21 protein-coding genes, 1 other RNA gene and 1 pseudogene (1 of these 23 cut by a window edge) are annotated in these 25,725 nt (G+C 65.4%); 19 read left to right on the plus strand and 4 right to left on the minus strand.

What is annotated here, in order from left to right; translation table 11 throughout:
- Positions 1 to 80 precede the first annotated feature (80 nt).
- The 3 genes from NYE40_RS01190 to NYE40_RS01200 form a co-directional block, all read right to left on the minus strand.
- Complete coding sequence (locus NYE40_RS01190) at positions 81 to 1,835, minus strand: AarF/ABC1/UbiB kinase family protein (RefSeq protein WP_101808345.1); 1,755 nt, start codon at positions 1,833 to 1,835, stop codon at positions 81 to 83.
- Positions 1,832 to 2,317: a hypothetical protein gene (locus NYE40_RS01195; protein ID WP_101808346.1), complete on the minus strand. Its 486-nt coding sequence runs from the start codon at positions 2,315 to 2,317 to the stop codon at positions 1,832 to 1,834. The genes NYE40_RS01190 and NYE40_RS01195 overlap by 4 nt, the downstream gene beginning before the upstream one ends.
- A gap of 295 nt (positions 2,318 to 2,612) precedes the next feature.
- A complete protein-coding gene (locus tag NYE40_RS01200; protein ID WP_339279200.1) occupies positions 2,613 to 4,754 on the minus strand; it encodes a PBP1A family penicillin-binding protein in 2,142 nt (713 codons plus the stop codon).
- 446 nt (positions 4,755 to 5,200) lie between these two features.
- On the opposite strand from NYE40_RS01200, the gene speE reads away from it, so the two are divergent.
- The 6 genes from speE to argS all read left to right on the plus strand — a co-directional run bounded on the left by speE (position 5,201) and on the right by argS (position 10,857).
- Positions 5,201 to 6,028, plus strand: coding sequence for a polyamine aminopropyltransferase (gene speE / locus NYE40_RS01205; protein ID WP_028600642.1), 828 nt, complete (start codon positions 5,201 to 5,203; stop codon positions 6,026 to 6,028).
- A complete protein-coding gene (gene speB, locus NYE40_RS01210; protein ID WP_028600641.1) occupies positions 6,029 to 6,898 on the plus strand; it encodes an agmatinase in 870 nt (289 codons plus the stop codon). It begins immediately after the preceding gene.
- 128 nt (positions 6,899 to 7,026) lie between these two features.
- On the plus strand, positions 7,027 to 7,290 hold the full coding sequence (locus tag NYE40_RS01215) for a hypothetical protein (RefSeq protein WP_180968421.1): 264 nt from the start codon (positions 7,027 to 7,029) through the stop codon (positions 7,288 to 7,290).
- Positions 7,291 to 7,337: 47 nt separating this feature from the next.
- Positions 7,338 to 7,868, plus strand: coding sequence for a DNA-deoxyinosine glycosylase (locus NYE40_RS01220; RefSeq protein ID WP_101808348.1), 531 nt, complete (start codon positions 7,338 to 7,340; stop codon positions 7,866 to 7,868).
- A 767-nt stretch (positions 7,869 to 8,635) separates the two neighbouring features.
- Positions 8,636 to 9,184 (plus strand): DUF1934 domain-containing protein, encoded by a 549-nt coding sequence (locus tag NYE40_RS01225; RefSeq protein WP_180968422.1) that lies wholly within the window; start codon positions 8,636 to 8,638, stop codon positions 9,182 to 9,184.
- The gene (argS, locus tag NYE40_RS01230; protein WP_339279201.1) at positions 9,181 to 10,857 is read left to right on the plus strand and encodes an arginine--tRNA ligase; all 1,677 of its coding nucleotides are present in this window, start codon (positions 9,181 to 9,183) and stop codon (positions 10,855 to 10,857) included. The genes NYE40_RS01225 and argS overlap by 4 nt, the downstream gene beginning before the upstream one ends.
- 44 nt (positions 10,858 to 10,901) lie before the next feature.
- Here the strand turns inward: argS and NYE40_RS01235 are convergent, their stop codons facing one another.
- Positions 10,902 to 12,011, minus strand: a complete 1,110-nt coding sequence (locus tag NYE40_RS01235; protein ID WP_028600637.1) for a S8 family peptidase — start codon at positions 12,009 to 12,011, stop codon at positions 10,902 to 10,904.
- 410 nt (positions 12,012 to 12,421) lie between these two features.
- On the opposite strand from NYE40_RS01235, the gene rpoE reads away from it, so the two are divergent.
- The 13 genes and pseudogenes from rpoE to NYE40_RS01300 all read left to right on the plus strand — a co-directional run.
- Positions 12,422 to 12,976, plus strand: coding sequence for a DNA-directed RNA polymerase subunit delta (gene rpoE, locus NYE40_RS01240; RefSeq protein ID WP_101808351.1), 555 nt, complete (start codon positions 12,422 to 12,424; stop codon positions 12,974 to 12,976).
- 367 nt (positions 12,977 to 13,343) lie between these two features.
- Positions 13,344 to 14,945: a CTP synthase gene (locus NYE40_RS01245; protein WP_028600635.1), complete on the plus strand. Its 1,602-nt coding sequence runs from the start codon at positions 13,344 to 13,346 to the stop codon at positions 14,943 to 14,945.
- A 229-nt stretch (positions 14,946 to 15,174) separates the two neighbouring features.
- Positions 15,175 to 15,576, plus strand: coding sequence for a response regulator (locus NYE40_RS01250; RefSeq protein ID WP_028600634.1), 402 nt, complete (start codon positions 15,175 to 15,177; stop codon positions 15,574 to 15,576).
- Positions 15,577 to 15,780: 204 nt separating this feature from the next.
- Positions 15,781 to 17,034 carry a UDP-N-acetylglucosamine 1-carboxyvinyltransferase gene (locus tag NYE40_RS01255; RefSeq protein WP_028600633.1) on the plus strand — a complete coding sequence of 418 codons (1,254 nt, stop codon included), beginning with the start codon at positions 15,781 to 15,783 and terminating at the stop codon, positions 17,032 to 17,034.
- Between the two features lie 342 nt (positions 17,035 to 17,376).
- A pseudogene (gene rho / locus NYE40_RS01260) lies at positions 17,377 to 18,615 on the plus strand (transcription termination factor Rho); the annotation flags it as partial.
- 1,056 nt (positions 18,616 to 19,671) lie between these two features.
- Positions 19,672 to 20,928 (plus strand): radical SAM protein, encoded by a 1,257-nt coding sequence (locus tag NYE40_RS01265; protein WP_101808352.1) that lies wholly within the window; start codon positions 19,672 to 19,674, stop codon positions 20,926 to 20,928.
- A gap of 106 nt (positions 20,929 to 21,034) precedes the next feature.
- Positions 21,035 to 21,232, plus strand: coding sequence for a 50S ribosomal protein L31 (gene rpmE / locus NYE40_RS01270; protein WP_021882051.1), 198 nt, complete (start codon positions 21,035 to 21,037; stop codon positions 21,230 to 21,232).
- 77 nt (positions 21,233 to 21,309) lie between these two features.
- Positions 21,310 to 21,723, plus strand: a complete 414-nt coding sequence (locus NYE40_RS01275; protein WP_146000482.1) for a hypothetical protein — start codon at positions 21,310 to 21,312, stop codon at positions 21,721 to 21,723.
- A 147-nt stretch (positions 21,724 to 21,870) separates the two neighbouring features.
- Positions 21,871 to 22,136, plus strand: an RNA gene (ffs, locus tag NYE40_RS01280) — signal recognition particle sRNA large type.
- 304 nt (positions 22,137 to 22,440) lie between these two features.
- Complete coding sequence (dnaX, locus tag NYE40_RS01285) at positions 22,441 to 24,219, plus strand: DNA polymerase III subunit gamma/tau (protein ID WP_339279202.1); 1,779 nt, start codon at positions 22,441 to 22,443, stop codon at positions 24,217 to 24,219.
- A gap of 78 nt (positions 24,220 to 24,297) precedes the next feature.
- Positions 24,298 to 24,609, plus strand: a complete 312-nt coding sequence (locus NYE40_RS01290) for a YbaB/EbfC family nucleoid-associated protein (protein ID WP_028600629.1) — start codon at positions 24,298 to 24,300, stop codon at positions 24,607 to 24,609.
- A 122-nt stretch (positions 24,610 to 24,731) separates the two neighbouring features.
- On the plus strand, positions 24,732 to 25,328 hold the full coding sequence (recR, locus tag NYE40_RS01295) for a recombination mediator RecR (RefSeq protein WP_028600628.1): 597 nt from the start codon (positions 24,732 to 24,734) through the stop codon (positions 25,326 to 25,328).
- A 180-nt stretch (positions 25,329 to 25,508) separates the two neighbouring features.
- Positions 25,509 to 25,725: the 5' portion of a YaaL family protein gene (locus tag NYE40_RS01300; RefSeq protein WP_052333636.1), read on the plus strand. The gene runs 74 nt beyond the window's last position; 217 of the gene's 291 nt are visible here — the first part of the coding sequence; the start codon lies at positions 25,509 to 25,511; its stop codon lies beyond the right edge, outside the window.

The following is a 25,725-nucleotide window of genomic DNA, read 5'->3' on the forward strand; positions in this document are numbered from 1 at the left end:
AAAAATCCTGCCGGAGCGATCCGGCAGGGCGGAGCATGGAAAAGCCCGGCATCCCGCGCGGTGGGGGAGGCCGGGCCGATTCATTTTCGACCGGATCGGAAAATCGAGACGAGCATATAAAGGAACATGACGGCGGCGATCGTGAAGCCGATCTCCAGCACCGGGAAGCGCGAGAGCAGGCCCGGCTGGCGGCCGATCGAGGAGCCGACGACGAGTCCGGCCATGATGATGCTGAAGCTGAGCAGCACGATGCTGAAGCTGAGCCGTCCGCTGATGCGGTCCAGCTTTTTCATCATGCGGTCGACGTCCTTCACCGACAGCTCGAGCGGCAGCTTGCCGCGCGCGACGAATCGTCCGAGGCTGCGCAGGCGCGAGGGAAGCTCGCCCAGCAGGTCGACGTATTCCGCGGCGTAGCCGGCGGCCGCCTCGGCGAGGCGGGCCGGCTTCAGCCGGTCGAGCAGCAGCTTTTTGCCGAACGGCTCGGCTACGGTGACGACGCTGAAGTCGGGATCGAGCGAGGAGATGACGCCTTCGAGCGTCAGCAGCGTCTTGCCGAGCAGCATGAAGTCGGCGGGCATGCGGATGCGGTGGCGGTACGACACCTGGAACAGGTCGGTGACCGCTTCGCCGAGACTGATGTCGGCGAAGGAGATCAGGTAATACTTTTCCCGCAGCCGGTCCACGTCGCGCCGCAGCTCCTGCCAGTCGGCGCTCTCCGGGATGAGCCCCATCGCCTCGATCGCCTGGATGACGCCGTCGGTGCTCTGGCGGCGCAGGGCGATGATGAGCGAGGCAAAATGCTCCTTCATGCCCGGGGTCAGCCGTCCGGTCATGCCGAAGTCGAGCAGCCCGATGACCGGCCGCGGTCTCGGGTCCGAATCGTCCGCTCCGCCCTCCGCGGCGGAGGCGGACCGAGGTCCGGTCCGCTTGCCTTCCGCCGCCGGGAGGATGAGCACGTTGCCGGGATGCGGATCGGCGTGGAAATGCCCGGACAGGAACACCTGCTCCAGAATGACGCGGCATACCGCCTCGGCGATCTCGGTGCGGTCGAAGCCCGCCTGCTCGAGCGCGGCGGCGTCATGGAGCTGGATGCCGGGGATGAATTCCATCGTCAGCACGCGGCGGCTGCTCAGATCCCACCAGATGCGCGGGATGCGGATGTCCTTGCGGCCCTCGAAGTGCGCGGCGATCCGCTCGGAGCTGCGGCCTTCGTGCGTGTAGTCGAGCTCCGCGCCGAGCGAGGCGGCCAGCTCCTCGACGAGCTCGGAGGCGCCGTACTGCCGCGCCCACTGCAGCCGGTGCTCGGCCATCCGCGCGAGATGGCGCAGGATGTCGAGGTCGGTCTCGACCGTCTTAAGGATGCCGGGGCGCTGCACCTTGACGGCGACCTCCTCGCCGGAGCGCAGTCGTGCGCGGTGCACCTGCCCGATCGAGGCGGCGGCTACGGGCTCCGGCTCGAAGCTGCGATAGACGGAATCCAGCGGCGAGCCGAGCTCCTCCTCGACGACGCGGCGGACTTCCTCGAACGGAAACGGAGGCACCTTGTCCTGCAGCCGCTGCAGCTCCTCGATGATGTCCGGCGGAAACATGTCATGCCGGGTGCTGGCGATCTGGCCCATCTTGACGAACGTCGGGCCGAGCTCCTGCAAAAAAGACCGGAGGCGTTCTCCGGTCGTGCGGGTAGGCTGATGATGCTGGCTCTCGACGCTGCGCCAATGCGGGATGAGCCGGGTGAGGCCGAGCTCCCGGACGAAATAGCCGAAGCCGTTGCGGGCAAAGGCGAGCGCGATCTCGCGATAGCGCTGCAGATGGCGCAGCCGGCGGATGGCCGTCATCGGCCGTGGCCGTCCGGCTCTCCGCCCGGCTCCGGGCCGGCGCCTGCGTCTGCGGACGGCTGGACGGCCGGCGGCACGTCGGGGCCGGCCTTGCCGGTCCCCTCATAGGCGCCGTCTTCGCCGGCCGCTCCATGGGGAAGCGCCGCCGGCGCATCGCCCGCGGGCGCGGACGGCGCATGGCCAGAGGCGGCGCCGAGCCGCGCTTCCAGCTCCGCGACGCGAGCCTCGAGCCGCGCCAGCTCGCTGCGATGAACGAGCTCCAGCTCATCCGTGACGTCCTTGACCCGCTCGCGGATGAACGTCTCCAAGCCGCTGCGGGCTTCCTGTCCGCGCGAGATCATGCTGCTGACAAACTGCTGCGAGTCGGCCTTGCTCATGTCGCTTCGGGCCGACAGCTCCTGCGCCAGCTTCTCCGCCTGCTCCTTCGTCGAAGCGGCGAGGCCGAGCCCCAGCGAGAATGCTTTGTTCAAGAGGTCTTTCATGAATCGACACCTGCCTTCTTTTCGAGTCTATCGTCAACATTTCCCATCCTTGCTTCTTCATTATACTCGACGCATCGGGGTTAATCACCCGCTTCGGCACCAGGCGGCAGGCCCGAGGCCCGGCCGATGAAGCTAGGGCGTGTTTGCAAACCCGCTCAGGGGCATCTATCGCCGCCTTTTTGCCCCCTGCTTCGTCACGCAGACTCGACGTACTCCCGGTACGCCTTCGTCTACGTTCCTCCCAGGGATCAAAAATTCGGGCCTATCTGCTTCCTTCGGAGATTGCAAGCACGCCCTAGCGCTTGCGCCACCAGCGGGAGAGGCCGCCGAGCCAGCCGCGCTCCTGGTCCGCCCGGGCCGGCTTGGCGGCCGGATCGGCGGCATCGGAGTCCGCGGCGGCCTCTGCGCCGGAGGCCGAGCTGCCGTCGCAGGCGCCGACCGGCTCTGTGCCGGCGACGAACAGCTCCATCCGCCAGCCGGAGCAGCCGGGGCCGTAGCGCAGGCCGCTCGCCGGATCGACGGCGACGCTGACGACGCCGTCCGGCACTTGGAACGGCCGCGCGGGCCGGCCTCTCAGCGCGTTCTCGGTGAAGGAGGCGAAAATCGGCGCCGCGCGGTGGGCTTCCGATGCCGTCAGGCTGCGGCCCTTGTCATAGCCGGTCCAGACGGCTGCGGCCAGGTCGGGCGTATAGCCGACGAGCCAGGCGTCGTCGGCCGTCGTGCCGGTCTTGCCGGCGACCGGACGGCGGATCATCGCGGAGACGCGGCTGCCGGTGCCGCCGGTCTCGAATACGCTCTCCATCAGGCTGGTGAGCACGTACGCATGAGCGGGGTCGGACACCCTCGACAAGCGCGGCTCGGCGCGGTACAGCACCTCGCCCTTGCTGTCCTCGACGCGCAGGATCGCCGTCGGCTCGGCGCGCACGCCTCCCGCGGCAAGCGCGCCGAACGCCGATGCCATCTCCAGCGGGCTCGCCGGGTACGTGCCGAGCGCGAGCGAGGGCAGCGGCTGCATGTCGCCGGCAAGCCCGAGCTGCCGGGCGACGGAGACGACCTTGTCGGCGCCGATGCGCAGGATCGTGTTGACCGCGTACGTGTTGTCGGAGCTCGCGATCGCCTCGCGCATCGTGATGTCGCCGCCGGCGTAGCGGTCATGGTAGTTGTGCGGCGCGTACGTCTTGCGGCCGCCGTCGTAGCTGAAGATCGTCGGCGCGCTCGTGAACGGCGTCACCGGGGTCAGCCCGTTCTGGAGAGCGGCCAGGTACAGGATCGGCTTGAACGACGAGCCGGGCTGGCGGCGCGACAGCGCCCGGTTGAACGGACCGGTGCGGTAGTCGCGGCCGCCGACCATCGCGCGGATGTAGCCGGTCGACGGCTCGATCGCGACGAGCGCCGCCTGCTGCTGCGAGCTGGCGGGCAGCCCGTCCTTGACGGCGGCTTCCGCCGCTTGCTGCATGGCCGGATCGAGCGTCGTATAGATGCGCGCGCCGCCCTCGCTGATCAGCCCTTCGTCGAGGCCGAGCTGGTCGACTGCCGTCTGCCGCACATAGTCGCGGAAGTACGGCGCGCCGCCCCCGCTGCCGGCCGGCTGCAGCGGCTTCAGCTCCAGCTTTTCCGCGCGGGCGGCAGCCGCCTGCTCGGCGGTGATCGCGCCGGTCTCGACCATCGCGGCGAGCACGAGCTTCTGCCGGCGGTAGGCGTTCGCTTCGTTCAGATAGGGCGAGTAGTATTTCGGCCCCTTCGGCACGCCGGCGAGCATCGCGGCCTCCGCCAGCGTCAGCTCGGAAGCGTGCTTGCCGTAGTACATCTTGGACGCCCGCTCGATGCCGTACGCGCCGTGCCCGTAGTAGATCTGGTTGAAATACTGGCCGAGGATCTGCTCCTTGGACAGGTTCATCTCCAGCTGGGCGGTGTACGCCGCTTCCTTGAGCTTGCGCTTCCACGTGCGCTCATGGGTGAGATAGAGGTTGCGGGCGAGCTGCTGCGTGATCGTGCTCGCCCCTTGGCGGGCGCGGCCGCTCTCGAGGTTGACGAGCGCGGCGCGGGCCATGCCGCGCAGGTCGAAGCCGCCGTGGCTGTAGAAGCGGCGGTCCTCGATGGCGATCGTCGCCTCGACCAGATCGGGAGAGATGCGGGAGAGGGGCACGCTTTCCCGCGTCTGTCCGGCGTGGAAGGAGTCGAGCAGATTGCCGGAGGCGTCGTAGATCTGCGTCACCTCCGACGCGGACGAGACGGGCAGCGACTGCAGGCGCAGCGTCAGCAGCACGGCCGCGAGCAGCAGCAGCGCGAGCGAGAAGCCGGTGCCGGCGAGCAGCGCCAGCCAGCGCAGCGGGCTGCGCGAGCGATGGCCGGAGCGGCCTTCGGCGAGAGGCGGCCGGCCGGCCTTTGGCGAGCTTTCGGCCTTCTTTTTCCGGCGCCAGGCGGGACGTTTGGTCACGAGCGGTTCCTCCCGAGGATTCGACATGGTTTTCCATAGTATGGATATCGGGAGGCGGGAATATACGAGCCCGGCGAGAGGGGCGTTCCGCTCTTTAAAACCGCTGTAAAGCCATGCGGAAAGGGTTTGTATTGAGGGGGGCTTTTGACTATAATACAGGTTGAACCGTCGACCTTAAGGGGGCTGATTCGGCAGGATATGCTTTTGCCGCAGTCTTTCGAATGGGAGAAATGTATGCGTAAGAGCCTTCGGGGGCATCCCTGCGCTTCGAGTTCTCGCGCCTGAATATATCTGGTATCCGATATAGATTCTGGCCGCTCCGCCGCGCACGCCTTCGTCCGAGGACGAAGGAGCGTGCCGCTTGGGCCAGCCGGCAGGCCGGGGCGGTCTTCCGATGGACGGGTTTCCCGTCCCCAAACCTGAAGAAGAAAGAAGGGACTCTTACCATGGAATTGTGGTATACCGAGAAACAGACCGAGTCGTACGGCATCACCGCCAAAGTAAAGGAAACCTACGTCCACGAGCAGACGGACTTCCAGCAGCTCGCCATGATCGAGACGGAGGAGTTCGGCACGATGCTCGTGCTCGACGGCATGGTCATGACGACCGACAAGGACGAGTTTGTCTATCATGAGATGGTCGCCCACCCGGCGCTCAACACGCATCCGAACCCGGAGCAGGTGCTCGTCGTCGGCGGCGGAGACGGCGGCGTCGTGCGCGAGATCCTCAAGCATGAGAAGGTCAAGCGCGTCGTGCTCGTCGACATCGACGGCAAGGTCATCGAATACTCCAAGAAGTATCTGCCGAACATCGCATCCGGCCTGGACGACGCGCGCGTCGAGGTGCATGTGAACGACGGCTTCATGCATATCCACGACCACAAGAACGAATACGACGTCATCATGGTCGACTCCACCGAGCCGGTCGGCCCGGCGGCCAACCTGTTCACGCGCGGCTTCTACCAGGGCATCTACGAGGCGCTCAAGGAAGACGGCCTGTTCGTGGCGCAGACGGACAACCCTTGGTTCAAGGCCGACCTCATCCAGAGCGTCAACCGCGACGTCAAGGAAGTGTTCCCGGTCGTGCGCGTGTTCTGGGCCAACGTGCCGACGTATCCGTCCGGCCTCTGGACGTTCACGATGGGCTCCAAGCAGCATGATCCGCTCGCGGTCGACGAGACGGCGATTCCGGAGCGCGAGACGAAGTACTACACGCCGCGCCTGCACAAGGCCGCGTTCGTGCTGCCGAAGTTCGTCGAGGATCTGGTGAAATAAATGAAAATCGACCAGAAATACTCCGGCAACGTCTTCATCCTGAGCTCCGAGAACTATGAAGCGTCGCGCGCCGTCATCTACGGCATGCCGATGGACTTCACCGTGAGCTTCCGTCCCGGCTCCCGCTTCGGCCCGGCCCGCGTCCGCGAGGTGTCGATCGGCCTCGAGGAGTACAGCCCGTACCTCGACCGCAGCCTCGAGGACATCGAGTACTTCGACGCCGGCGACCTGCTGCTGCCGTTCGGCAACGCGGCCCGCTCGCTCGACATCATCGGCGAGTTCGTCGCCGGCGTGCTGGCGGACGGCAAGATGCCGGTCGGCATCGGCGGCGAGCATCTCGTCAGCTGGCCGATCTTCCAGGAGGTCTACAAGAAGTACCCGGACCTCGCGATCATCCACTTCGACGCCCACGCGGACCTGCGCGAATCGTACGAAGGCGAGCCGCTGTCCCACTCGACGCCGCTGCGCAAGGCGGCCGGCCTGATCGGCGGCCAGAACGTCTACCAGTTCGGCATCCGCTCCGGCTCCCGCGAGGAGTGGCAGTTCGCCCGCGAGAACATCAACTTCCACCCGTTCGAGGTGCTTGAGCCGCTCAAGAAGGCGCTGCCGGAGCTGGAAGGACGTCCGGTCTATCTGACGATCGACATCGACGTGCTGGATCCGTCGGCCGCGCCGGGCACCGGCACTGCCGAGGCGGGCGGCATCACGAGCAAGGAGCTGCTCGAAGCGGTGCACGCGATCGCGCGCTCCGGCGTGAACGTCGTCGGCTGCGATCTCGTGGAGGTCGCGCCGGCCTACGACCCGACGGAGCAGACGCAGATCGTCGCTTCCAAGGTCATTCGCGAGATGCTGCTCGGCTTCATCAAGTAAAGGGCTTTTTCGTTCCCCGCCGCTTCCTTTGGAAGGGCGGGGATTTTTCGCTTTCGGCGGCGCCGGCTGCTTGAACCTCTTCTTCTTTGGCCATACTGGCTGATAGAATCCAAGGAGGTGCTTGAAACATGGGACTGCTGCCGATTCATGAGCATCTGGCGGAGCTGTGGACGATCCGCGAGCGCCGCGCGCTGACGGACGAGGAGCAAGCGGACTTCGAGCATTGCCTGGCGGTGAACGCCTCGCATTGCCGGCGTCTGGCCAATCTGTACAATATGTCGCTGCTGGCGTCGATGACCGACGATACGGAGTGGCATCACGAAATCTGCGGCAAGATCGAGAAGCTCGACGGCACGCCGCCGGCCTTCCGGGGCAAGAACGGCCAGATGTAGAGCTGGCGCCGGCCCGTCTCGACTTGCCGTCCCGAGGAGGGATCCGCTTGTCGGAGCCGACCAAAGTCTACTCGTTCCCGCCGCTCATCGAGCCGGGGGCGACCGTGCTCGTGCTGGGCAGCATGCCCGGCGTCAAGTCGCTGCAGGCGCAGCGCTACTATGCGAACGACCGCAATTTTCTATGGCGCATCCTGTACGCCCTGTCCGGCCGCGAGCCGGACGAGACGTACGAGGAGCGCGTCCGCTACGCCGCCCGCATCGGCGTCGGCATGTGGGACATGATCGGCTCATGCGTCCGGCCGGGCAGCCTCGACATGAACATCCGCGACGCGGAGCCGAACGATCTGCCGGGACTGGTCGAGGCGCATCCGACGCTGCGGGCGCTCGCCTTCAACGGCACGAAGTCGCATTCGATCTATGTGAAGCATTTCAAGGACCATCCGGCTCTGGCGGGCCTCGATCTGCTGCGGATGCCGTCGACGAGCCCCGTGCCGACTCCGGCGATGCGCACGCTGGAGGACCGGCTGCAGGTGTGGGAGGGGCTGAAGCCGTACTTGCGGATTCCCGCCGGGAGCTAGCCTTCCCGAGGAGGCTGCCCTCCGGCAGCCAGCCTCCCAGGAGGCTGCCCTCCAAGCCGCCTTGCTGTCTTTGCAGCTAGGGCGGCTTTTTGGCATTCGTTCGTCAAGTCGCGCACGGCGCTGCATGGCCTTGCCGGGAGGGGAGTACGAACGAGGGAGCCAGGCGCGCCCTGATCGGGCCACGAGCGCGATACGGACACATGAGGGGACTCAAAGTTCCCTGATCGAGCCAGCGAGCGCGATTCAGACGCACGAGGGAACTCAAACTTCCCTGGCCGAGCCAACGAGCGCGAATCGGACGAATGAGGGAACTTAAAGTTCCCTGGTCGAGCCAACGAGCGCGAATCGGACGCATGAGGGAACTCAAAGTTCCCTGGTCGAGCCGACGAGCGCGATTCAGACGCATGAGGGAACTCAAAGTTCCCTGATCGAGCCGACGAGCGCGATTCAGACGCATGAGGGAACTCAAACTTCCCTGGTCGAGCCAACAGGCGCGAATCGGACGCACGAGGGAACTCAAAGTTCCCTGGTCGAGCCGGTTATTCGGGCTTGGCCATGTCGCCTCTTGCCGGGTTTCCTCCCCTAGCGGCGCCCTTTCGAGAATTGCTGCTTCGCCGCGCGCGGCGAGCGGCCGGCCCGCTGGCCGGCTGCCCGAGGAGCGGCCGGCCCGCTGGAGCTTTCGCGGCGGACAATCATTGAAACTTTCGCCCGCCATGTATATAGTAAATAGGAACAATCGACAGGAAGCGCCAAAGGAGGAGAACGCCATGGAACGGAACGATCGAGCCCCCGCCAAGCCGGATCGCCCCGCGGACAGCGCCGGCCCCGCTGGATCGGCCGGCCGGGCCGGCGGCTCTGCCGAGGGGGGGCCGGTCGCCCGGCCTAGTCCCGCCAGGCTTGCCGTCGACATCGCCGTCAGCAGCATGCAGGACGGCAAGCGCGAGCCCGCCGCGCGCCATCGCGGCGAGCTCATCCCCAAGGGGCGTTCCCTTTACCTGCGGTACGAGGAGCGGGACGAGCTGCACGGCGTCGTGCGCACGACGCTTCGCTGGAACGGCGAGGAGCTGACGCTCACGCGGCGCGGCGGTCTGGAGTCCGACCAGACGTTCGCGGCCGGGCAGTCTCGCGGCGGGCGCTATGCGTCGCCGCATCTGTCGTTCCCGCTCGTCACCGAGACCGAGGAGCTGGCGGCATCTTCCCCCGGCGAGGGGCTGCTGCCGCTGACGCTGTCGTGGACGTACCGGCTGCGCATCGAAGACGAGTCAAGCGGCCGCTTCCAACTGCGGCTTACGATACAGGAGGCTAATCAACCATGAGTCAGAACGTGCTGGAGCAAGTCTATACCGCCATCCGCGAGGGCATCGCCGATGCCGTCGTCGCCGCCGGCCTGGCGCCCCGCGAGGAGCTGCCGGTATTCGTGCTGGAGGTGCCCCGCGACAAGTCGCACGGCGACCTCGCGACGAACGCCGCGATGCAGCTGACCAAGCTCGCCCGCAAAAACCCGCGCCAGATCGCCGAGGCGATCCTGGAGCATCTGGACAAAGGCAAGGCGTCCATCCTGTCGGCGGAAATCGCCGGCCCGGGCTTCATCAACTTCCGCCTGGACCGCGCGTATCTGTATCCGGTCGTCGGCCAGGTCGAGGCCGCCGGCGAGAATTACGGACGCGGCGCAGCCACCGGCAAGCGCGTGGAGGTCGAGTTCGTCAGCGCCAACCCGACCGGCAGCCTGCACCTGGGCCATGCCCGCGGCGCGGCCGTCGGCGACGCGCTGTGCAACGTGCTCGACTTCGCGGGCAACGAAGTGACGCGCGAGTACTACATCAACGACGCCGGCGCGCAGGTGAACAACCTCGCGAGGTCGATCGAGGCGCGCTACCGCCAGCAGCTCGGCCAGCAGGCGGAGCTGCCGGAGGACGGCTACCACGGCGAGGACATCGTCGGCTTCGCCAAGGAGCTGGCCGCGGAGAAAGGCGACGGCCTGCTCTCGCTGACGGACGAAGAGCGCTTCGCGTTCTTCAAGGCGTACGGCCTCGAGCGCGAGCTCGGCAAGATCAAGCGCGACCTCGAGCGCTTCCGCGTGCCGTTCGACCTGTGGTACAGCGAGACGTCCCTTTACGAAAAGGGACTCGTCGTCCAGGCGCTCGACGCGCTGCGCGAGAAGGGCCAGGTGTACGAGGAAGAAGGCGCGACGTGGCTGAACACGACCGCCTACGGCGACGACAAGAACCGCGTCCTCATCAAGAACGACGGCTCCTATACGTACCTGACGCCGGACATCGCCTATCACCGCGACAAGTACGGCCGCGGCTACGATACGATGATCAACATCTGGGGCGCGGACCATCACGGCTACATCCCGCGCATGAAGGCCGCCATGGAGGCGCTCGGCAACGATCCGGACAAGCTTGTCGTGCTGATCGCCCAGATGGTCAGCCTGTTCCAGAACGGCGAGAAGGTCAAGATGTCCAAGCGCACCGGCAAAGCCGTCACGATGGAGGATCTGATGGACGAAGTCGGCGTCGATGCGATCCGCTACTTCTTCACGATGCGCAGCATGGACTCGCATCTGGACTTCGACATGGACCTGGCCGTCTCCACCTCCAACGAGAACCCGGTCTACTACGTGCAGTACGCCCACGCGCGCATCTGCAGCATCCTGCGCCAGGCCGAGGAGCAGGGCGTCAGCCGGCTGCCGCTGGAGCAGGTCGAGCTCTCGCGCCTGACGAGCGAGCATGAATACGACCTGCTGCTCAAGCTCGCCGAATATCCGCAGGAGATCCGCCAGGCGGCCGAGCAGCATGCGCCGCATCGCCTCGTGCGCTATGTGTACGAGCTGGCCTCGCAGCTGCACAGCTACTATCGCGCGGAGCGCGCCATCACCGAGGATGCGGCGCAGACGCAGGCGCGCCTCGCCCTGCTGGCCGCCGTCCGCGCCGTCATCGCCAGCGCGCTGCGCCTCATCGGCGTATCCGCGCCGGAGCGCATGTAGCCGCTAGCGTTTCTTCCCCGCCAAAAGGAAAGCCGCCGAAGCCATCAGGCCTCGGCGGCTTTCATCATTTTCAGGACGTCGAGCTCGCCCGGGGTGCGCCCTTCCTTCGCTCCGCGAAGCGGCACCATCGAGCGCTTGAGGATCGCGCGGATCTCGCCCGGATCGAGCCCGGGCTGATGGGCCAGCAGCAGCGCCACCGCGCCGCTCACATGCGAGGTGGCCATCGACGTGCCGCTCATCTCGTGGTATTTGCCCTTCAGCCAGGCCGAATGGATCCGGTCGCCCGGGGCATAGATGTCGATGTAGGGGCCGCGGTTGCTGAACGCCGCGATGCGGCGCAGCCGGTTCGTCGCGCCGACCGAGATCGTCTGCGGATAGCGGGCCGGGTAGTCGACCGAGCGTCGGCGGCCGTCGTTGCCCGAGGAAGCGATGATGACGACGCCGGCGTTCGTCGCGTTGATGACGGCGTTGTGCAGCGACTTGCTGCGCGACTTCATGCCGAAGCTCATGTTGATGATGTTCATGCCGCTGCGGACGCACCACTCGATGCCGAGGATGATGTCCGACACATAGGCGCTGCCGTTCTGGTCGAACGCCTTGACGGGATAGACGATGGAGCGCGGGGCGACGCCGATCATGCCGCCCGGCTGGTTGGCCGCGGCGATCGTGCCCGCGATATGGGTGCCGTGCCCGTTGTCGTCATGGGGCAGCTGGCCGCGGTCGATCAGGTTGATGCCGCGGCCGAGCGAGGCTTTGAGATCGGGATGGCTGTGGTCGACGCCGGTGTCGATGACGCCGATCTTGATCCGGTGGCCCGTCGTCCGGTTCCAGGCGAGCGGGGCGCGGATCTGCTGCACGCCCCAGGGCAGGCCCTTTTCGGGCATCGTCTTGGGCAGGCCGGACGCTTTCATCGTAATCCGGCGGTCCTCCTCGGCCATGACGCCGGCGGTCGGAGGGGGAAGCGGCTGCCGGGCGGGCAGCGCCACGCTGACCGCCTGGACGAGGGGCAAGGGAACGAGCCGTTCAGACGGAAGAAGGGCTTCGCCGCACGCATGCAGGAAGACCCGGTAGTCGTCGGGATGGCGGAAGGTAAGCATGAGCCGTTTTGCCGGAGAGCCGGCGGAGGCGGGGAGGTCGCGCAGCCAGCGGAGCAGATGATCCAAGATGAAGTCCCTCCTGACGGACAATGCTTGGATAGTGTATGAGGGGCCGCCCTCCGCCCGATAGAGCCATCGGCCCGTTTTGCGGCAATTTGGGCCGCGGCTCGTGTCAATCGCCCTCCGCTCTTCATACAATGCAAGTAAGAGTCGTCGGACTCTTGCAGCCGGGAATCCGCCGCTCCTTTTCGGAAAGGCGCTCCAGGCGGAAGGATACAGTCAGGAGCGAAGGGGGAGCCCTTCGTTCTTCCTTTATGAGGCCGCGCGTCCCTTTTGGAAGCGGACAAGCCGCTCGAGGAAGCGCCTTGATTTTTTGAGGCAAATAGGTTTTACTAAAGGTTGACTGTGGACAAGATGGAACCGTAATGAGCTGCGTACGATTATCCGAGAGGATGTGTCTGGATTAGATGAGCACGAACCTGTCCCAAAAATTCGATGCGGAGCGGCTGCGCGAGATGCCGATGGTCGATCTGGCCTTCGAAGTGCTGAAAGCGGCCAATACGCCCTACTATTATCGCGACTTGATGAAAGAGATCGCCAAGTACCGCGGCCTGACGGAAGAGGAAGTCAACAACGTCATCGCCCAGGTCTACACGGAGATCAACATCGACGGCCGCTTCGCCTGCGTCGGCTCCAACACCTGGGGCCTGAAGCGCTGGTATCCGGTCGAGAAGAACGAGGATCCAATCACGAACGCCAAGCGTCCGCGCATCATCAACGACGATGACGATCTCGAGGACGAGGAGCCGTTCGAGGCGGAGGAGGAAGACACCTACGCCGAGAGCGAGGAGGACTTCGACCTGTTCGACGAGGACCGCGAGTTCGACGAGAGCGAAGAGGACGACGCCGAAGCGGTCGACGAGACGATCGACGAGGACGACGCCGAGGCCGAGGAATCCGACGACGAGGACGAGGAAGACTTCGAGGACGAGGACTCCGACGAAGAGCAAGGCGGCAAGTAAAGTATCTTCGGCTCCCGCCGGCTGGCGGCGGGCCGCTTCGAGGCCCCGTTTTCGGGGCCTTTTTCCATTCGAGGCGCCTTTCGCAAAGGTCCGGCTTGTCCTTGACAGGGCGGATTGCGGTGAGATAAACTATTGCATGGGCTTTTTGAAGCTTTTAGTGAAACCATCATCAGCTCAAGGCTGCTTCGCGCCGATTCCGACAGGAAGCAGCGGAGCGTTCTGCCTGCATATTTGCATGGGTGATCGTAGAAAGTGCCCCCTTTATATGGGTGACACTTTTTTTGTTTTTATATGGGGTCCGCGCCATGTTTCAGGGCCGGCCTGGGCAACCTTTAACTAACCATAGGAGCATGGAGGGTATTCAACAGTGACGAAATATATCTTTGTAACGGGCGGTGTGGTGTCGTCTCTCGGCAAAGGCATCACCGCGGCTTCGCTCGGCAGGCTGCTCAAGAACCGCGGCCTGAAGGTTACGATCCAGAAGTTCGATCCGTACATCAACGTGGATCCGGGGACGATGAGCCCGTACCAGCACGGAGAAGTTTTTGTCACGGACGACGGGGCGGAGACGGATCTCGACCTCGGCCACTATGAGCGCTTCATCGACATCAACCTGTCCAAAAACAGCAATGTGACGACCGGCAAGATCTATTCGTCCGTCATCACCAAGGAGCGCCGCGGCGAATACCTCGGCGGCACGGTCCAGGTCATCCCGCATATTACGAACGAGATCAAGGAACGCGTCTTCCGCGCCGGCCGCGAAGCCGGCTCCGACGTCGTCATCACGGAGATCGGCGGCACGGTCGGCGACATCGAGAGCCTGCCGTTCCTCGAGGCGATCCGCCAGATCAAGAGCGACATCGGCCGCGACAACGTCATGTACGTGCATGTGACGCTGATCCCGTACATCAAGGCCGCCGGCGAGGTGAAGACCAAGCCGACCCAGCATAGCGTCAAGGAGCTGCGCAGCATCGGCATCCAGCCGAACGTCATCGTCTGCCGGACCGAGAAAGCGATCTCCGAGGACCTGAAAAACAAGCTGGCGCTGTTCTGCGACATCGATCCGAACGCCGTCGTCGAATGCCGCGACGCGTCCACGCTGTACGAGGTGCCGCTCATGCTCCAGGAGCAGGGCCTCGACCAGTACGTCGTCGACCATCTCAAGCTGCAGGCTCCGCAAGCCGACATGGCCGAGTGGACGAAGCTGGTCGACCGCGTCAAGAACCTGAAGCGCAAGACCGAGATCGCCATCGTCGGCAAGTACGTGGCGCTGCATGACGCCTACCTCAGCATCGTCGAGTCGCTCGCTCATGCGGGCATCGAGGCCGACTCCGAAGTGAGCATCCGCTGGGTCGACGCCGAGGAGCTCTCCGACGCCAACGCGGCCGAGACGCTCGCCGGCGTGAACGGCATCCTCGTGCCGGGCGGCTTCGGCGACCGCGGCATCGAGGGCAAGGTGGCGGCGATCCGCTACGCCCGCGAGAGCCGCACGCCGTTCTTCGGCATTTGCCTCGGCATGCAGGTAGCGGTCATCGAGTATGCGCGCAACGTGCTCGGCCTGACCGGGGCCAACAGCTCCGAGATCAACCCGACGACGCCGTATCCGGTCATCGACCTGCTGCCGGAGCAAAAGGATATCGAGGATCTCGGCGGCACGATGCGCCTTGGCCTCTATCCGTGCAAGCTGGCCGAAGGCTCGCTCGCCGCGCGCGAGTACGACGACGAGCTCGTCTACGAGCGCCATCGTCACCGGTATGAGTTCAACAACGAGTACCGCGAGCAAGTGGAGCAGGCAGGCCTGCGCATCTCCGGCACCTCGCCGGACGGACGCCTCGTCGAAATGGTCGAGCTGCCGGAGCACCCGTGGTTCCTGGCCGTCCAGTTCCATCCGGAATTCACCTCTCGCCCGAACCGCCCGCAGGCGCTGTTCCGCGGCTTCGTCAACGCCTCCCTCCAGCTGTCCGAGTAGTCGGCGCAGGAGCCCGGCTCCCTCTTATTTGGCCGTCTGGCATCGCCTTTCGCGATGCTGGCGGCTTTTTTCCAATTTAGAGAAGGAGATAGAAGGGGCAGGGCGAATATAGGGGGTGGGCAAAATCCGAAAGCCGTTGCCTTACCGTCTCATCGCCGCAGACGCCAACGATCCGACACATAGAGCAGCTAGATCTGTCGAAGAGAGAACCTAACGGGAGGTAGAGAAGTTGGACAAGAAGAAGGTACTCATCGTGGATGACCAGAACGGAATCCGCGTGCTGCTAATGGAGGTATTTACGAGCGAGGGATATACGACCTTTCAGGCTTCCAACGGCAAGCTGGCCCTGGAGATCGTCCGCAACGAAAGTCCGGATCTGGTCCTGCTGGACATGAAGATTCCCGGCATGGACGGACTGGAGATCCTCAAGCATGTCAAGACGATCGACCGCAGCATCAAGGTGATCATGATGACGGCTTACGGCGAGCTGGACATGATCAAGGAAGCGACCGATCTCGGCGCGGTCATGCACTTCACCAAGCCGTTCGACATCGACGAGATGAGGCTCGCGGTCAACATGCAGCTGCGCCGCGACGACGAGAACAACAGCAAATACGCGATCGGGTCCTGAGCAGCAGGGCCTGTTTTTATGCCCGGACAAGTATGATATAATAGCCCAGAATGACCCGCTTCATTGGACTGAACCAACCACAAACGATGAGCGCGCGCCCTTGCAGCTGCATTGCCGGCGCGCGCTGCGTTGTTTTCAGCTGCAGGGCGTCGCGCGCCAGCCGCGCGGCGCGGCCTGCTTCTTCCCGGGGAGGATACAGCATTAATGGAGAAACTAATGGTTCGCGGCGGACGTCCGCTGCGAGGCACGGTGCAGATCAGCGGTGCCAAGAACAGCGCGGTCGCGCTGCTGCCTGCCGCCATTCTGGCGGAATCTGAAGTCGTTCTGGACAACCTGCCGCAGCTGAGCGACGTGGCGGTGTACGGGGAGATCCTGGAGCAGCTCGGGGCCGGCGTGTCCTGGAGCGGCGACACGATGCGGATCGATCCTTCCCGCCTGCGGTCGGCGCCGATGCCGGACGGCAAGGTGAAGCTGCTGCGGGCTTCCTATTATCTGATGGGAGCGCTGCTCGGCCGCTTCGGCGAAGCGGTCATCGGCCTGCCCGGCGGATGCAACTTCGAGCCTCGTCCGATCGACCAGCATATCAAGGGCTTCGAGGCGCTCGGCGCGGAAGTGTCCAACGAGCACGGCTCGATCCGCATCTTCGCCCGCGAGCTGCGCGGCGCCAAGATCTACCTGGACGTCGTCAGCGTCGGAGCGACGATCAACATCATGCTGGCCGCCTCCAGGGCCAAGGGCGTCACGACGATCGAGAACGCGGCCAAGGAGCCTGAAATCATAGATGTAGCGACGCTGCTCAACGCCATGGGAGCCCGCATCAAGGGCGCCGGCACGGAGACGATCCGGATCGAGGGCGTGGAGGCGATGCACGGCTGCCGCCACTCCATCATCCCGGACCGCATCCAGGCTGGGACCTACATGATCGCGGCCGCCGCGACCCGCGGCGACGTCGTCATCGACGGCGTCATCCCCAAGCATATGGAAGCGATGAGCGCCAAGCTCGTGGAGATGGGCGTGCAGGTGATCGAGATGGACGAATCCATCCGCATCGTCGGCGCGCCGGCCTATGAGCCGATCGACGTGCGGGCGCTCGTCTATCCCGGCTTCGCGACAGACCTGCAGTCGCCGATGACGAGCCTGCTCACGCAAGCTTCCGGCGTCAGCATCCTGACGGATTACGTCTACAGCAACCGGTTCAAGCATGTGCCGGAGCTCGTGCGCATGGGCGCGGGCATCCGCGTGGAGGGGCGCTCGGCGATCATCGAGGGCGGCCCGCTCAACGCGGCCAAGGTGCGCGCCGCCGATCTGCGCGCCGGAGCGGCGCTTGTCGTCGCCGGCCTGACCGTGCCCGAGGGCGTCACCGAAATTACCGGCGTCGAGTATATCGACCGCGGCTACGACAATTTGGTCGAGAACCTGCGGCGGCTCGGCGCCGACGTATGGCGGGAGCAGGAGTAAGCCGCCTGCCCTCTATCCGCGCCGGCACCGGCTGCGGATGAGGCCTTTTGCTTGAACCGCCCGAGGCGGCGGCCGCGAGCCGCGCCTGCCTTCGGCTTGCCTATCTCTATCCAGACGTCGACTGGCCCGCTCCCGCGGGCCAGGGCGCTTTCTTTTCCCCTGCACCCGCCTTCAAGCCCTCTTCCAGACCTTCCTAGAGCTAATGCGATTCCTCTGCCATCCTGATTCGAAGGTTAGGGCGAAGCCCGCCCGGACACAATAAGAGAATCGAAGTCATAGATTCGGATCGTCCCGACATGAGGTAAAGATTAAGGTGCGAAAACTGAATAAAGTGGTGAGATCATGAGCGAATTTCAGATCGCCGATCTGGAAGCAATGTCATTGAATGATCTGTACAAGCTCGCCAAGCAGTTCGAGGTGCCGAGCTTCAACCAGATGAAGAAGAAAGAGCTGGTCTTCGCCGTCCTGCGGGCGCAGGCGGAGCGCGGAGGGCTGCTGTTCATGCAGGGCGTGTTGGACATCCTGCCGGAAGGCTTCGGCTTCCTCCGTCCGATCAACTATTTGCCGAGCAACGAGGACATCTACATCTCGTCGTCCCAGATCCGCCGGTTCGACCTGCGCAGCGGCGACCTCGTCTCCGGCAAATGCCGTCCTCCAAAAGAAAACGAACGTTATTTCGGCTTGCTGCAAGTGAACGCCGTCAACGGCATGAGTCCGGAAACGGCAGCCGACCGCCTGCATTTCCCGGCGCTGACCCCCCTTTTCCCGCAAAAGAAGCTCGTCCTGGAAACGACCCCGCATCGCTTGTCGGCCCGCATCATGGATCTGCTCGCGCCCGTCGGCCTCGGCCAGCGGGGGCTGATCGTCGCGCCGCCGAAGGCGGGCAAGACGCTGCTGCTCAAGGAGATCGCCAACAGCATCTCCGAGAACAACCCGGAGATCGAGCTGTTCGTGCTGCTCATCGACGAGCGTCCGGAGGAAGTGACCGACATGCAGCGCTCCGTGCGGGGCGAGGTCGTGGCGTCGACGTTCGACGAGCTGCCGGAAAACCATATCAAGGTGGCCGAGCTCGTGCTGGAGCGGGCGCTGCGCATGGTCGAGCATAAAAAGGATGTCGTCATCCTGCTCGACAGCATCACCCGCCTGGCGCGCGCCTACAACCTCGTCATTCCGCCGTCCGGGCGGACGCTCAGCGGCGGCATCGATCCGGCGGCGTTCCACCGGCCGAAGCGCTTCTTCGGCTCGGCGCGCAACATCGAGGAGGGCGGCAGCCTGACGATCCTCGCCACGGCGCTGATCGACACCGGCTCGCGCATGGACGACATCATCTACGAGGAGTTCAAAGGGACCGGCAACATGGAGCTGCACCTGGACCGCAAGCTCGCCGAGCGCCGGATCTTCCCGGCTCTCGACATCCGCCGCTCCGGCACGCGCCGCGAGGATCTGCTGCTGAGCAAGGAGGAGCTGGACAAGATCTGGGTCATCCGCAAGAACATGAACGACTCGATGGAGTTCGTCGACAACTTCCTCAAGAAGCTCGGCGAGTCCAAGACGAACGCGGAATTCCTGACGACGCTGGAGTCCAAGAACGGCCAACGGCCGAGCCAGTCTTCCGCAGGCGGCAGCAGCTCCGGCAGCGGCTCCGGCGGACAAGCTCCGGGCACGCCGGCCGGCGGCAGCCCGATCGTTTCCAACACGTCCGCTTACCGCAACCATGGCGCGACGGGACAAGGCTACCGCAGCTACGCTTCCGGGAGCGGCGGAACGGCTGCTGGCGGCGGCAATGGCGCGGCCAGCCCTTCCGCCGGCGGCTTCTCCGGCAGCTCGGCCCGCTCCGAGAGCGGCTACGCCAGCCGGGGCGAGACCGGCAGCTACGGCGCATCGCGGCCGAGCGCTTCCGCCGGCGGCTCCTACGCGGGCCGCAGCGGCACGGGCGCTCGTCCGGGCGCAGCATCGCGTCCGGGCGCGCCCGGCGCTCGTCCGGCCGCATCGGCAGCCGGCGCGCGCGCGGGCGGGTACAGCCCGGCGCAGCGTCCGGGCGCAGGCGCCGCTCCGCAGCCGGAGCAGCCGGCAGGCGGCGAGCGCCCGGCGGCGCGTGCCGCCGAGGCCGGCAACGCCGCGGCGGAGCCGGCTGCCGCGCAGCCGCGGGCGAGCGCAGCCGCGCCGCAGGCAGCGCCTGCGGCGGAGGCGCCGCGCGTCGCGGCCAGCGCCGGCACGCCGGCGGCGGCCGAGCCGGCTGCCGCAGCGCCGCAGCCGCGCGTGCGCGCCGCCTCGGCGCGTACGGCGGCGGCGCGTCGCCGCCGCCGCGCCGGATGCCGGCGCAGCGGCGGAGGCGCCGGCCGCGCCGGCGAAGCGCACGCGCGCAGCCGCCGCGGATGCCGGCGCCAGCGCCGCGCCGCGCTCGCCGCGCGGCAGCAAGGCGGCCGCCGCAGCCGCGGCCGCTCCCGATGCGCCGGCGGCCGAAGCCGCGCCGGCGAAGCGCACGCGCGCCGCATCCGCCGCGAGCGCAGCCGCACCGGCGGCCGGCGACAAGCCGGCCGCGCCGGCCCGCCGCACGACGCGCGCCAAAGCCGCGCCGACCGATACGCCGCCGGCCGAATGACCGCCGGCGCTTCGCACAGACTTTAGGAGGACATCATGAATCTTGTATATGCCGACGAACAAGGCCAATTGTTCGACCATCCCGACTGGACCGGCCTCGGCCGCGGCGGGGACATCGTCATCGAGCTGATGGAGGAGGAGCTGATTCCTCTGCCGGAGGGCGCCACGCTGGTGGGGCTGCCGGGCACGCGTCCGATCGGCATCGGCCCGAGCGGCAAGATGGAGCTGCTGCCGGGGCCGTATCAGGCGGTCGGGGCGCTGCTGCCGCAGGGCTTCACCCGCCTCGCGCTGCCGGGCTACGCCAAGTCGGACAAGACGGCCGTGCTGCCGCTGTTCGGCTATACCGCCGTCGTCTGGAAGGACGGCCGCTTCTGGGCCGCCGCCGAGCAGTGCGACGATCCCGAGCGATGGAACCCGCTGAACTGCGACCGGACCGAGCTGAACGTCAAGGTGGAGGAGCTGCTGGCCAAGTATCCGGACAACCGGCTGTACGAGCATCTGTCCCATTGCGCGCTCGGCTACGAATGCCTGACCGCTTCCAATACGTTCCTGCAGCGCTGGGAAGGAGCGGTTCCCGTCTCCTATTCCTGCAACGCCGGCTGCTTCGGCTGCATCTCCGAGCAGCCGGAGGACAGCGCGTTCCCGGCTCCGCAGACGCGCATGAACTTCAAGCCGACCGTCGACGAGGTCGTGCAGATCATGCTGGAGCAGCTGCGCACGCCGGAGTCGATCATCAGCTTCGGGCAGGGCTGCGAGGGCGAGCCGTCTACGCAGGTCAAGATCATCGTCGAGGCGATCCGCCGCGTGCGCGAGCAGACCTCGATGGGCTACATCAACATCAACACCAACGCCGGCCTGACCGACTTCATGCGGGCAATCGTCGACTCGGGCCTCGATCTGATGCGCGTCAGCACGATCAGCGCGCTCGACGACCATTACAACGCCTACTACAAGCCTCGGGCCTACACGCTGAAAAATGTCGAGAGATCGCTCCGCTACGCCGCCGACCAAGGCGTCTACACGTCCATCAACTACCTCATCTTCCCGGGCGTCACTGACCGCGAGGAGGAGATGGAGGCGATGATCGAGTTCGTGCGCCGGACCGGCCTGCGGCTCATCCAGATGCGCAACCTCAACATCGACCCGGAGAGCTACCTGAACCTCATCCCCAAGGCGCGCGGAGAGATTTACGGCATGAAGCAGATGCTGGAAATCTTCCGCGAGGAGCTGCCGGATGTCGTCATCGGCTCGTACACGCATGTGCCTCCGGCCGAGCTGGCCCGCCGCCGCTGAGAGCGGCCGAAGGGCATTGCGCGGTACGGGCATGCATGATATAGTATTCAAGTATTGCGATAACTCTGGGCTCGCATGAAGCTCAGGGCAAAAGAGGTGAAAGACGATGAAAGAGGCTATTCATCCGAAATACCACGTGACAACGGCTACTTGCGCTTGCGGCAACACGTTCGAGACCGGTTCCGTAAAACCGAACCTGCGCGTGGAGATCTGCTCCGCTTGCCACCCGTTCTTCACGGGCAAGCAGAAGTTCCTGGACGCCGGCGGCCGCGTAGACCGTTTCAAAAAGAAATACGGCATCTAATCGACTTCAGCTGCCAGCCATTGGCAGTATAGAAAAACCTCCCTTCGCCATCCTATGGCCAAAGGGAGGTTTTTTGCATGCACCACATGGTTACGATCCGTCCGCTTGCCCGCCGCATCGCGCTGTCCGCCGGCGCCCTTCTGCTTGGCGCCGCCTTGCTGTCCGGCTGCGGAGGCAGCCCGAACTCCATGAAAGGCAAGAGCTACGGCCGCGACGGCCAGCTCGGCCTGACCAATACGAATCCGCATCTTATCAATACGCCGCATGCGCAGAACATCCAGCAGGACGCGAACTTCGCCGAGCAGAAGGCGAAGGAGGTCAAGGGCGTCGGCTCCGTCCGGCTCGTCATCGACGGCGCGACGATGCGCGCCTATGTGAAGCCGCGCCCCGGCATGAACTCCGCTCAGCGCGAGGAGATGCGCGCCCGCGTCCAGTCCCAGCTCGCCTACAACATGCCTCGCTACGATGTCGTGACGGAGCTGGCGCCGTAACGGCGGCTCCGCCGCCGCAGAAGCCCCTTCGCCGCAGCGCAAGCTCCGCAGCGGCTGGCCGCTCGCTCTTTCGGCTCGGCGCCGCGCGTTTCAGGCTCATCTCGTCCGGTTGCGCAAGCCCCGCAAATCGGCTATACTGAAACCCTGCCGTGCTAGACGGGGAGGTAGCGGTGCCCTGTAACTCGCAATCCGCTATAGCGAGGTTGAATTCCTGCCGTAGGTTATGCGTTGCAGCGTTTGGCGCCTAGGAACAGTGTTGACGGACGGGTCCTCCGCAATGGACGCTTGTGAACCCGGTCAGGTCCGGAAGGAAGCAGCCGTAAGCAAGTCCGTTCATGTGCCGGAGGGACGCCTGGCCCGAGCTGGGAGCAGGAGTGCCGGCTGGGACGCATGGATCGAGGGCAGGTGCACGGTTCTACTCGATCAATCCCGCACGCCGGGCGATTGTCTGATTCCAGACGTCGCCCGGCGTTTTTTCATGCCGTCCAGGGACAGATCACGCTGGCGATGGAGTCGTAGGACCGCGAGCCGGGAGCCGAGCCCCGCAGCCTGTTTTCCATTGCTCGCGCGCTCATCTGCCGGCCCGCCTTCCGTCCTTGCCGCGCCTTTTGCGGATTCCTTCGGCAGAGAGCGTTTCCCTTTTGCCCGGCCGCCCGGTCATGTATAATGGAAGAACGATAACGGCCGCCATCCGGCGGCGCGAAAGGAAGCCGACCTTTGACTCATATCGCCTTGTACCGTGCCTGGCGTCCGCAGACGTTCCAGGACATGGTGGGACAACAGCATATTCGGCAGACGCTGCAGAACGCGATCCGCGAGCAGCGCATCGCGCATGCTTACTTGTTCAACGGGCCGAGGGGAACGGGCAAGACGACGGCGGCCAAAGTTTTCGCCAAAGCCGTCAACTGCGAGCGCGGACCTGCGCCCGAGCCCTGCAACGAATGCGCGGCCTGCCGAGGCATTACCTCCGGCACGGTGATGGACGTCGTGGAGATCGACGCCGCCTCCAACCGGGGCATCGACGAGATTCGGGAGATCCGCGACAGCGTGCGCTACGCGCCGTCCGAGGTGCGCTACAAGGTCTATATCATCGACGAGGTCCACATGCTCACGACGGAAGCGTTCAACGCGCTTCTGAAGACGCTCGAGGAGCCGCCGAGCCATGTCATCTTCATCCTCGCGACGACCGAGCCGCACAAGCTGCCGGCGACGATCGTCTCGCGCTGCCAGCGCTTCGACTTCCGCCAGGTGTCGCTGGAGGAGCAGATCGAGCGGCTGCGCGAGATCACGCAGGAGGAGGGCATCGAGGCCGAGCCGGAGGCGCTCGACTACATCGCCCGCCTGTCGGACGGCGGCATGCGCGACGCGATCAGCCTGCTGGAGCAGGCGGCCGCCTTCGGCGCGGAGAAGATCACGCTCGAGGGCGCGGTCGACGTCACCGGCGGCCTCGCCGCCCGCCAGTTCGCGGGCATCGCCGTCGCGGTGCGCGACTCCGACGCGGCGGCGGTGTTGCCGCTCGTCGAGGGCCTCATGCAGGCCGGCAAGAGCCCGGACAAGTGCCTCGAGAACCTGATCTACTACTTCCGCGACCTGCTCGTGCTCAAGCTCGCACCGGACAGCGCCCAGGGCATGGGGCGGCTCGCCGATCCCGCCGTCTTCCGCGACATGGCGGAGGGGTTCAGCGCGGAGCGCATCTTCCGCATGATCGACGAGCTCAACCGCTACCAAAACGAAATGCGCCACGCCGCCCACCCGCAGACGCTGTTCGAGGTCGCGCTGCTCAAGATCTGCACCCTGCCGGAGAGCGGAGCTCCCGCCGCGGGAGCGCAGCCTGTGGCGGAGCGGCGGGGGGCAGCGGCCCCCGGCGCCTCCGGCCATGAAGTCGCCGCGCTGCAGCAGCGGATCGACCAGCTCGAGCGCAAGCTCGAGCAGCTTCAGCGCAGCGGAGGCGCCGCAGCCGCGGCGGCTCCGGCCGCCGCCGCGCCGCCGCGCGGCGCACCCGCCCGCGGCGGCAACGGGTTCGGCCCGCGGTCCGGAGGCAGCCTCCGGACCGTCAAGCTCGACCCCTTCGTCTCCGCCGCGGGCAGCCCCGACACCGCCCAGCTGCGCGCCAAGTGGGCGGAAGTGCTCGCGCGCGTCAAGGATGCGCGCGTCACCGTCCACGCCTGGCTCGTCGACGGCGAGCCGGTCTCCTGGGCGGGCGACACGGCGCTCATCGCGTTCAAAAATACGATCCACCGCGAGACGACGGAGAAGCAGGCCAACCGCGAGCTGATCGAGCGCGTGCTGCAGGAGGCGTTCGGCAAGCCGCTGCAGCTGGCGACCGTCATGCAGAAGGATTGGCAGCAGGCGGCTTCGGAGCCGGCTGCGGAGAGCGGAGCCGAGCCGTTCGAGCTCTCCCATGATGATCCGATCGCCCCTCCGGCACGGCCGGAATGGGTGGAGGAAGCGTTCAAGATGTTCGGCGAGGACCTGGTTGAGCTCAAGAAGGAGTAAGACGCCCGAGCCGCGAACTCCAGAGGGAGAAGCCAGATCCGTACGTGCAAGTCCAATTCCGGAATAGAGGTGACCGATATGAACAACATGAACCAAATGATGAAGCAAGTGAAGAAGATGCAGGAGCAGATGATGAAGGCGCAGGAGGAGCTCGAGACGAAGCAGGTCGAAGGCACGGCCGGAGGCGGCGTCGTGACTGCGGTCGTCAATGGACACAAGAAGCTCGTCAGCATCGCGATCAAGCCGGAAGCGGTCGATCCGGACGATGTCGAGATGCTGCAGGATCTCGTTCTGACCGCGGTCAACGATGCGATCACCAAAGCCGACGAGCTCGCCAACAAGGACATGAGCAAGTTCACCGGCGGCATGAAGATTCCGGGCCTGTTCTAGTCCCGATCAACGCCTAGGCGCCTCATAAGGCGCCCCCTGGGCCGCGCGAGATGCGCGCGGTGGCGGTACGGCCTCCCGATTCGCGGGGGGCCGTACCGATTTTTATGGAAGGAGCTGGGCTTTTGTATTATCCCGAACCGATCGCGAAGCTCATCGATTCCTTTACCCGGCTTCCGGGCATCGGTCCCAAGACGGCCGCGAGGCTGGCCTTCCATGTGCTCAAGATGAAGGAAGACGATGTGATCGATTTCGCCAAGGCGCTCGTCAGCGTCAAGCGCAATCTTCACTTCTGCTCGATCTGCTGCAACATTACCGATACGGATCCTTGCCGCATTTGCCAGGACAAGTCCCGAGACCCTTCCTCGATCTGCGTCGTGCAGGAGTCACGGGATCTCGTCGCCATGGAGCGGACCAAGGAGTTCAACGGCCACTACCACGTCCTGCAGGGAGCGATCTCGCCGATCGAAGGCATCGGACCGGAGGAGATCCGGATCGCGGAGCTGCTGCGGCGCCTGGAGGACGAGCGGGTGCAGGAGCTGATTCTGGCGACCAATCCTAATATCGAGGGAGAGGCGACGGCGATGTACCTGTCGCGGCTCGTTCGGCCGTTCGGCATCAAGGTCACCCGCATCGCGCACGGCTTGCCGGTGGGCGGGGATCTGGAGTATGCGGACGAGGTGACGCTGTCCAAGGCGCTGGAAGGACGGCGCGAGCTTTGAGTTTTTGAATGAGAGCGATCGGCCGGTCTTCCGGCCGGTCGCTTTTTGCTTTCGGCCCTGCTGTCCCGCGAGCGGCCGTCGAATCGCCTCTGCGGCGTTCTAAACGGCGAATCCCGTTTATAGAATGAATACAGGCAGGCAAGCAGGCGGCGAGGACAAGCCGAAAGGGGTAGGTGCGGAATGGGTGCGAGGCTATTTCAAGGCAGGCGAGTCGAGGCTCTGGCGCTGAGCGTCGAGTCCGAGCAGCCGGCGGAGATCAGCTTGGACAGGCTGCTTGACGAGATCCGGGAGGCGCATCGGGACTGGGTGAACGCGCAGTATCATTTCGAGCAGGCGACCGGCCAAGATCAGATCGATTATGCCGTCTTCGCGATCGAGGCGGCGCAGAAGCGCTATG

This window comes from Paenibacillus sp. FSL W8-1187 (assembly GCF_037965485.1).
Taxonomy (GTDB): domain Bacteria; phylum Bacillota; class Bacilli; order Paenibacillales; family Paenibacillaceae; genus Paenibacillus_O; species Paenibacillus_O pasadenensis.